8 protein-coding genes are annotated in these 8770 nt (G+C 66.3%); 3 read left to right on the top strand and 5 right to left on the bottom strand.

Going from position 1 to position 8770, the window contains the following annotated elements; genetic code table 11:
- Positions 1-846: OPT/YSL family transporter (locus JW958_11740; GenBank protein ID MBN1826929.1), on the bottom strand; the 846-nt coding region annotated here is incomplete at its 3' end.
- A gap of 366 nt (positions 847-1212) precedes the next feature.
- Between JW958_11740 and JW958_11735 the strand changes: the two genes are divergently transcribed.
- Together JW958_11735 and JW958_11730 are read left to right on the top strand one after the other, a co-directional pair.
- Complete coding sequence (locus JW958_11735; GenBank protein MBN1826928.1) at positions 1213-2037, top strand: class I SAM-dependent methyltransferase; 825 nt, start codon at positions 1213-1215, stop codon at positions 2035-2037.
- Between the two features lie 19 nt (positions 2038-2056).
- Positions 2057-2434, top strand: a complete 378-nt coding sequence (locus JW958_11730; protein ID MBN1826927.1) for a hypothetical protein — start codon at positions 2057-2059, stop codon at positions 2432-2434.
- A gap of 87 nt (positions 2435-2521) precedes the next feature.
- On the opposite strand, the gene JW958_11725 is transcribed toward JW958_11730, so the two are convergent.
- The gene (locus tag JW958_11725) at positions 2522-3781 is read right to left on the bottom strand and encodes a hypothetical protein (GenBank protein ID MBN1826926.1); all 1260 of its coding nucleotides are present in this window, start codon (positions 3779-3781) and stop codon (positions 2522-2524) included.
- A 305-nt stretch (positions 3782-4086) separates the two neighbouring features.
- Between JW958_11725 and JW958_11720 the strand changes: the two genes are divergently transcribed.
- Positions 4087-4779, top strand: a complete 693-nt coding sequence (locus JW958_11720) for an NYN domain-containing protein (GenBank protein ID MBN1826925.1) — start codon at positions 4087-4089, stop codon at positions 4777-4779.
- Positions 4780-4794: 15 nt separating this feature from the next.
- Here JW958_11720 and JW958_11715 read toward each other — a convergent pair whose 3' ends face one another.
- From JW958_11715 to JW958_11705, 3 genes are all read right to left on the bottom strand, one after another.
- Positions 4795-6339: a bifunctional metallophosphatase/5'-nucleotidase gene (locus JW958_11715; GenBank protein MBN1826924.1), complete on the bottom strand. Its 1545-nt coding sequence runs from the start codon at positions 6337-6339 to the stop codon at positions 4795-4797.
- 126 nt (positions 6340-6465) lie between these two features.
- Positions 6466-7224, bottom strand: coding sequence for a class I SAM-dependent methyltransferase (locus tag JW958_11710; protein ID MBN1826923.1), 759 nt, complete (start codon positions 7222-7224; stop codon positions 6466-6468).
- Between the two features lie 2 nt (positions 7225-7226).
- A complete protein-coding gene (locus tag JW958_11705; protein ID MBN1826922.1) occupies positions 7227-8726 on the bottom strand; it encodes a hypothetical protein in 1500 nt (499 codons plus the stop codon).
- Positions 8727-8770: the final 44 nt, after the last annotated feature.

The following is an 8770-nucleotide window of genomic DNA, read 5'->3' as shown; positions in this document are numbered from 1 at the left end:
GTTGAGCACCGCGCCGATGAGGAGGGAGACGCCGGTGCGGATCCCCATCAGTCCGCCGGCGCCGATCATGACGATCTCGGTGTCGAAGCGGATCGTCAGATCTCGGAGGGAGGTGCCCAGGACCGCGGGGGTGGTGAATTTGTAAAGGAAGTCTTCCCAGTGCTGCCAGTAGGTGTTGATCCATTCGCCGAAACGGCGTAGGCCGAGAACGATCCATAGCTCGCCGTCGCGGACAAGGTTGATGGCGCCCGAAATCAGCGCGAAGGCGAGGAGGAGCTTCTCCTGCGGGATTCCCTGCTTCGATGCATCGGGGCTGTGAAGCGTGTCGAGCACCACGCCGGCGGCGCGTCCCTCGGGGAAGGGGAATTGCTCGTCGTTGATGAAACGCCGTTTCAGGGGGAAGGCGAAGAGAACGCCGAGAAAGCCGACCACGATGATCCACCAGAGGGTGTGCCACATGGGGATCACCTTCCCGGTCACGATCATGTAGGCGGGGATGCTCGCGATGAGAGGCGCCGTCATGTAGCCTGCGGCGCAGGCGATGGACTGCATGACGTTGTTTTCGAGAATGGTGAATTCGTCGCCGAGCCCGATGCGGACGAGCACCTTGAAGATGGCGAAGGCGAGGATCACCGATGTGATCCCCACGCCGAGGGTCCAGCCGGTTCGGACGCCGACGTAGAGGTTGGTGAGCGACAAGACCCCGCCGATCAGCATGCCGCAGATCACCGCCCGGAGGGTGAACTGAGGCATGTCTCCCCGATAGACGTTTTTCAGCCACCATTCATCTTTTTGTTTCAGGGTCCAGGTTCGGACCTGTTCTTCGGTCAGCTGCTTAATCGCCATGGTTCCTCCGCCTGTGGCCGGTCGGTGCGCGTCAGCCGGGCTCTCGGGGGGCGCCGATCCCGGAGGGATGGAGCGTAGACTCAGGAGTCTACATGGGTTTGGACGGGGGGACAAGGCGGGGCCGGAAAGGGTGGGTGCTCGGCGAGCCCTGACGGCCCCGAGAGGGAGCCCGGCGGCGGAAGGGAGGGTCACGCTGCGAAGTCGGTTTTTCAGTTTCCCTCTCCCGATTGCGGGAGAGGGTTAGGGTGAGGGCGAGGGTGAGGGCGAGGGTGCCTTTCCTTCCCCCCCCGAATCTCTTCCATGTCGTCGTGGTTTCCGTGGTAAATATGGACGTGGACGACAATACCCGTCGGCGAGAGGTGTGAGATGAGCGAAAGACCCGCATTCTACAGCGTTCCCGGTCTCAACGTGGAGACCTACGATACTCTGACCGAGGCGTACGCCGCGGAGGGGAGCGGCACGCCGATCGAGGGGGATCTCGGTTTCTATCTAAAGCGCGCCCTCCGCGCGGGGGGACCGGCGTTGGAACTCGCCTGCGGCACCGGGCGGATCGCCTGGGCTCTCGCCGAGGCGGGAGTGGAGACGGTCGGTCTCGACCGGTCCGGGGCGATGCTGGACGCGGCCCGCGCCAAAGCGGAGCGATACGCCGCCGCGGTGCGCGGGCGGATGACCTTGCTGAGCGGCGACATGACCGATTTCCACATCGACCGCCGTTTCCGGATGGTGATCCTCGCGTTCCGCTCCTTTCTCTCTCTCCTCACGCCCGAAGCCGAGCGCGCCTGCCTGGAGCGCGTGCGGGAACACCTGGAGCCCGGCGGCAGCCTGATCCTGGACGTCTTCGACCCACGGCTCGACTGGTGCGCCCCCGGCGTGGGGAGGGTGCCGCGGGAACAGGATACGGTCCGGCATCCGGTTTCGGGGAACAAGGTGCGTATCGAAGTGACGGAGGGGAAGACCGATCCCCTCACGCAGATCGTGGAAGAGCGCTGGCGCTTCACGGAACTCGACCCCGACGGGAAGGCGCTTCGCCGGGAAGAGGAGACCCTCAAGCTGCGATGGATCTACCGCTGGGAACTCCGCCATCTCCTCGAACTCGCCGGTTTCGTCGTCGAGGAGGAGTACTCCGGTTTTCAGGAGTCGCCGCCGGTCTACGCGCGGGAGATCATCCTGATCGCCCGCCCGGCCGGTTAGACCGTCCGAGAAGGTAGCTATGCGATTTCTCGCCGCGTCGCTTTGTCTTCTGATCGTCTGGAACGGGTGCTCGACGACCCGGCCTCTCTGCGGATCCGCCGCGGGCGATATCGACTGGGATTGCGTGAAAGCGGAAGCGGTGGGAAAGAACGTGAGTCTCACCTTCACGAACGGAAACCGCGTGAGCGGCCGACTGGAATCGATCGGCCCGGACGCGGTTCTCTTAAAGGAAAATCTCGGCAAGCCGTCTTCCCGCTATCCCTTTGCCGATATCACGGATGTGAACGTCATCCACACGCACCCAGGGCGATCGTTGCTTCTCACGGCGGCCGTTTCGGCGACGGCGACATTCCTGTTCTTATGGATCATGCTCGCCGGCGAAGACTGGAACAATTAAGGGACTAAAATAAAAACGGCGGGGGCCCTTTCGAGCCCCCGTCTCCTGGGGGATGAGATAGGGCCGGGCGACCACACCCGGTCCCCGCTATATGGCCGGGTTCATCACCCGGCCGAGGACGAGAATCCCTCCGGACGCGTTGTCCCGCACCAGCAACAGGAAGGGCCGGTCCACACGCATTTCCGGGGGGCCGTCCGGGTTCTCGCCGAAGCGAAGGAGCCGCGCCGCCGCCGTCTCGTCGGCGCCGGCACCGTCCCCCTCCTCCAGAGTCAGGCTGCAGAGGTGCCTCAGGCGGCCGAGGCAGAGCCGTTCCCCCGCGGCCATTCCGGAGAAGTCGGCGGTGTTCTCGTAAAAAGCGGAGCAAACGCCCATCCTGCGAAGAGCCCTCTCCAAGTCCGGCTCGCCGGTCAGGCGGAAGCGGGGGAGCGCGATCCGCATTTGGGTGCTTTCCAGATCGTTCCACCACCGATCGATGGGCAGTGATCCGATCTCTTCCTGCAGCCGGAACAGATCCTCGGTCCGGTCCGGAAGGAGGACGATGAGGGAGAGGGTCGGTTCGCGGAAGGGGATCTCGAGGACCTGCACGTTGCCGCGGCGGGCGTAGCCGAACGATCCGGTTCGCCGCATCATGGGAACGAAGACGGACCGTTCCCGCGTCTCCCATGGGGAAACCTGTTCGAGAGCGTAGAATGGGGCGCGCCGGGTTTCGCCGGCATCGAAGGGGAAGGCCCAGCTTCCGCTGAGCGCGACCGCGCCGGTCAGTGCGAGGCGCGTTCCCTCGGGCTGTTCCGAAAAGAGATCCGGGTACGGCTCTCCGGCGTCTTGCGCGGTCCGACCGGAAGAGGCGGCGGCGGCCGCATGCGGATCGTCTGCCGGATCGAGCAGCGAAAACGCCGTTCCATGCCGTTCTTGGATCCGGGCCAGATACCCATCAAGAAAAAGGCATTCCGGTGTGCCCCAGAGCCGGCAACGTAGGAGAAGCCGGCAGTCGTTCCTCCGCGCGCGGTCCTGGATACGGCAAAGAAGTTTCGAATAGACGTCATAGGCGTAGGTTTCCTCCTGGTCGTCGGGGAGGTGGAAGGTTCGCGCCATCTCGTCCCGCGTGCCGCCTCTCGCGCCGGCGTAAACCACGCCGAGGATGTTGGAGATTCCGAGAGGGGAAAAGAGGAGGTTGCCCGAGTCGTCGGATACGACCTGGAACAACTCCAGCGCGAAACGGTTGGACGCCTCGATCGCTCCGGAGATCTCTTCCGGGTCGGGAGCATGCGGTTCAGCGAGCGCGCTCTCGGGCAGGACGAGGTGCAGGGGCGCGAGGAGAGCGAGAAAGGCGAGTGAGGATCGACGCATCCTTCGCCTCCTTCATTCCGTCCCTTCGGGGGTCGTTTTCAGTTTAGCCGCTCCGGAGGGGCCCGCCCACTCTTTCGAAACCGGCGGATTCGATGTTGCAAGACGTTGGTGCGGTATCGGTTGCGCAATCACCGGTCTTCGGGACGCGCCGGAACCGCCGCCGTTTCGGCGGGGCGGCGTGGGGCGGCCGGGACAGCCTCCTGATCAAACGACGTGTGAAAGGGGCATTGTGTTTTATTGAAACGGGGATTTCTCGGCCGGAATCGATCGGGTATCCTGGGAAAACCCGGGCGGAAAGGCGTGAAGTGAAGCTCTACCTCGTCGACGGCTACAACCTGATTTTCAACAGCAGGCGGCTCTCGGAGCTGTTGCACTACGACGGCCGCCGCGCTTCCCGTGAGGAGGCGGAGAGGGTCATTCTTCGTTGGGCGCGCGCCGCCGGGGACGTCCGCGTGCTCCTCGTTTACGACGGAAAGCGCTTTTCCGGCGGGCATCCGGGGAACCGGGACGAGGAGCCGCTCCTGGTCCGTTTCACCGATCCACCCGCCGAGGCGGACGACAGGATCGTCTATGAGGCGGGCCGGGCGGCGGGCCGCTTCGGGCGGGTGTTCGTGGTGAGCGACGACCGCGGACTGCGCGAAGCGGCGCGCGCGGCGGGCGCGGATACGGTTGATATCGAAAGTTATCTCCGCGCGATCTTCACGCCCGGCGCGGAGCCCTTCAAGGAAGCCCGTTTCAGCGACGAGGAGGCGGCGGAGATCGCGGAGGAGCAGATGCGACGGCCCGCGCCCGCCCGGGAGGAGCCGTCCCCCCCTCCGCCTCTCCCGGCACGGCGGCCGGCGGCGCGCCCGAAGGCGGTTCCCTCCGAAAGCGCGATCCCGGCCCCGCGCCCGGAGCGGACCGGCGCGCGGGAACGCTACGAAAAGCGGACGAAAAGAAAGGCCGCCTCCTCGGGGAAGCGGCCCTCTCGTTCGCGGAAAAAGCGGCGCGGTTTCTGAGCCCGTCCCCCGGCGTCAGCGCCGGCGCTCGTCCTCCGGCCGTACGAAAGTGTCGATCGCGACCCGCCGGATCCGGTCCTCCCGGGGCGGGTCGATCCTGCCGAGCTTCTCCACCGCCGCGGTGACCTGCGTGGTGAGCGTTCCCGGGAAGGGATGCGTTTCGCCGGGAAGGAAACCGAGATACTTTTCCGGTTGGCTCACGGCGAGGTAGTCCACCGACGCGACCGAATAGATACGTCCCAGGTCGACCGGCTCGCCCCCCACGGTCACGCGGTGCAGCGTGGTCCCCTTCTCGTCCGTCGCGTAGGAGTATTCGATTCCGGAGATCTGAACGATGCCGTGGCTCTGCTCCGCCTCGGCCCGCGCGTTGTGGAGCGCGAAGGCGAGAAGATCGGCGCCGGTGCATTCGAAACGGAGCATGTAGTTCTGGAAGGGGAGCATCTCCCGGATGTCCAGCTTGGTGATCGGTCCGGCCTCCAGGTCCTTCCGAATGCCTCCGCTGTTGATGAGCGCAACGTCGGCGCCGGCGATCTCCCGCATCCGGTCCGCGAGCCAGTCGCCCAACTCGCTCTCACCGTAATAGCTGCGCTCCATATGCGCGGAGGCCTGCGCGATCACCACGCCGAACTCCTCGATGATCCGCTTCTCATACGCCTCGACGAGGGCGCGCACCGGCGCGGTCCCCTCGGCCTCGCCGGCGAGGGTGGTGATGAGGCGGCAATCGGCGCTCGCAACGGCGTCGTCCCGCACCTCCAGCTCCGCCCGTCCCACGTAGCGTCCGTTGCAACCCGCCTGCAGGATCCACACGTCGCCGACCCGTTCCCCCTCGTCGAGGCGGGTGTGGCTGTGCCCGCCGATGATCACGTCGATGCCGGGGACCTCACGGGCGATCACTCGGTCCGTCTCGATCCCCTCGTGGGAGAGGACGACGATCAGGTCCGTTACCGGATCGATCTCGGGAACGATCCGGCGGAGCGTTTCCACGCCGCTCTCGATCCGTATCCCCGCATAGCCGGGATCGCCGAGCAAGCCGCCCAGCTCCTCGGTGGTGATGCCGATCACGCCGACCCGGACGTCGCCGACCGGGTACACCCGATAAGATTCACCGGTGAAGGGTTTGCCCTCCGCGTCGAACAGGTTCGCCCCGAAGACCGGAAAACGGGCCATGTCGAGGAGGCGCCGCTGGTCCTCCGGCGAGACGTCGAACTCGTGGTTGCCGATGGTCATCCCTTCCAGGCCGGCGATGTTGTAGAACTCGACGATCGCCCCGCCGGGAACGCCCCGGTACTCGATGTCGGCGAGGGGCGTTCCGGTCATGAAATCGCCGGCGTCCAGCCAGAGCGTGTTCGGCGACGCCCGGCGCTCCCGAAGAATCGTCGCCTCGATCGCCTCGAAGCCTCCCACCGGAGCGTTGTCGCTCCGCCAGCTCGCCGCCTCGGGCGTGAAGTGCGCGTGCAGGTCGTTGGTGTGAAGCAGGACCACCGTGCCGGAGCCGGCGGAGGCCTGCGCGGCCGCGGCCAGCAGGATCGACCCGGCGGCGATCCATCCTTTCCATCGCATGAGAAACCCTCCCCGGGGTTCGGACGCTTCTTACACACCGGCGCCTGGGCCGCCGGTCCCCGTCTTCCCTAATAAGAATAGAACAGACCGTCTCCGGACCCAACGCCGGAAGTGGGGGCGCGCCGGTCAGCGCGCGACCACGATCAGGTCCTGCGAGGAATCGGGGACGAAGGGGGAGCCGCGGTAATCGCCGAACCGTTTGATTTTTTCGAAGCCGGCGTCGCGGAGAAAGCGTTCCAGCTCCTCTTCGCGAAGGGGCCGCAGGATCGATGATTGGGTCCGCACGAGCCGGGTCTCTCCGGAGGGCGGTTTCCTCTGGAGGGTGAGCACCTCGAAACGGATCCGTCTCTCATCGATTCTGTCCATCACGCGGAGGAAGAGGATCTCGTTCCCCGAGTCGGTGCGGCGAAAATTGAGCGGCAGGTGGCGCACCTCCTTCTCGAGAATGCGCCTGTAGTTCAGGATCTGGATGAGCAGCGGCGCGCCCGGCCGGAGGAGATCGCGAAGGTCCCGGAAGAGCCGTTGATAGCCGTCGTCCTCGGCCAGATTGACGAGGGTGTTCCCCAAGCAGTAGGCGCCGCCGAGAATCCCGCCGCCGCGGACGGGGAGCCGGTCCATGCTTCCCCGGACGAAGGGGATCTCCGGATAGGCGCCCCGCGCCTTGTCGAGCATTCCGGTGGAGCGGTCCAGGCCGATGACGCGGAAGCCCCGCTCCGAGAGTGCCCGCGCGTGTTCGCCTGTGCCGCAGCCCACGTCGAGCAGCCGCGCTCCTTTCGAGCCGTCGCCGAAGAGGTGGAGCAAAAAAGGCATCTCCCTGCGGATCCGGTTTTCCCAGGAGACGAAGCGCCGGTAATCGATGCGGCCGAAAGGGTCGTCGCTATGCAAATTCATCTCCTCGGGGATACGAGCACGAGGACCTCGTCCGGCGCGGCGGGGGGGACGTCGGGTCGGGGAAAGGAAACGCGGACCTTCCTGTCCGGATGAACGAGTTCCGCGTAGGCTTGGACGGTGTAGTCGGTCAGCGCCGCCACCAGAAAAATCGGCGATCCCTTCCGGTATCGGGAAAGGTGGGGCAGGTCGGTCATCGTGATCGTTCCGCCGTCCGGCGTTTCGGCCAGCCTCCGATCCAGGTCGCCCAGAAAGAGGCGGGTCCGGCGGCTCGCGTCGCGCCACTCCGGGTGGAACTCGAAGGGGGGAGCGCTCTTCAGATTCACGACAAAGAGAAGAAGAACGGTCGCGGCGGCGAGAGCGCCCGCGACCCGCGCCGCCGGTCCGCCCCGCCGGAACGCCTCCCACGCCTCTTCGATGCAGAGCCCGGTGAGGAGCGCGAAGGGGGCGACGGTGTGAAGCGCGTACCAGGGGGAGACGGCGAGGGAGAGCCCGTGCACCAGCCAACCGAGAATCATCCAGCACCAGGCGAGCACCGCCGTGTTTCTCCGCGGCGATCGCCGGAAGAGGACCGCCGTGAGAAGGAGAAGGAGAATCGTCGCCGCCCCCCGGGCCGTGTGTCCCGCCAGGAGGGAGGAGAGGAAGGGGATCGGGTAAAAGGTGGAGCGCTGAAACTCGGGGAAGATCAGCCAGGAGTGGCCGAGAAAGGAGAGGGGCGTGAGGGATGCGTGGCCCCCCAGGCCGCCGAGCGCGGCGCTTCGCGCGGCGAGGAAGAGGAGGATCGCCCCGGCCGCGGGAGCCGCGGTGATCGCCCCCCTCGCCCACCGGTTCCGCCCTCCCTCCTTCGGCTCGAGAACGCGGTCCAGAAAGAGGAGAACGGGCGCGAGGATCCCCACCTCCTTGGCGCCCACGGAGAGGAGCGCCAGGGCGCCGGCGACCCACGGACCCGCCCGGCCCCGCCGTCGCCCGGCGAGGAGGGCTCCGGCGAGAAAGAGGAGGGATAGCGTGTCCCCCCGGCGCGCCGCGACGGGCAGTATGTTCAGATGTACGGGATGAACGACGAAGAAGAGGGCCGCCGCGATCCCCGCCGCGCCGAAACGCCGTCCCGAGCCTCCGCCGCCGAGCGCCCCCAACAGGATCGCGCAGCCGGAGAGGATCAGGAGGTCGGTCAGGTGGAAACCCCACGCCCGCAGATCGTAGAGTGCGTGGTCGGCGGCGAAGGACAGGTTCAACACGGGCCGGTAGAAACGCCCCTGCGTGTAGCGGCCGTCCATCAGTTCTTCGGTGAACGTGCCGATCGCGTCGGCGGCGTTCTCGATTCGCGCGCTGAGAATGATCGGGTAGGTGTCGTGGCCGACGAGAGCGAGCAGCAGGTTTTCGCCGTAGAGGAAAAACACCGCCGCGACGACAGCCGCCGCCGCGACCGCCCGCGGATAGGGGATCCGGAAGGGGGTTGACGCTCCTCCGTCTCCACGAGATCCCGCCGGATCGTTTGTCATCCCCTTCGCCCTCCCGGAAGCGAGAGTGAAACCGTTCCTCCGGG

The organism is Candidatus Eisenbacteria bacterium, from assembly GCA_016930695.1.
In the GTDB taxonomy this organism is placed as follows: Bacteria; Orphanbacterota; Orphanbacteria; order Orphanbacterales; family Orphanbacteraceae; genus JAFGGD01.
This window is presented reverse-complemented; position numbering and strand designations above follow the sequence as displayed.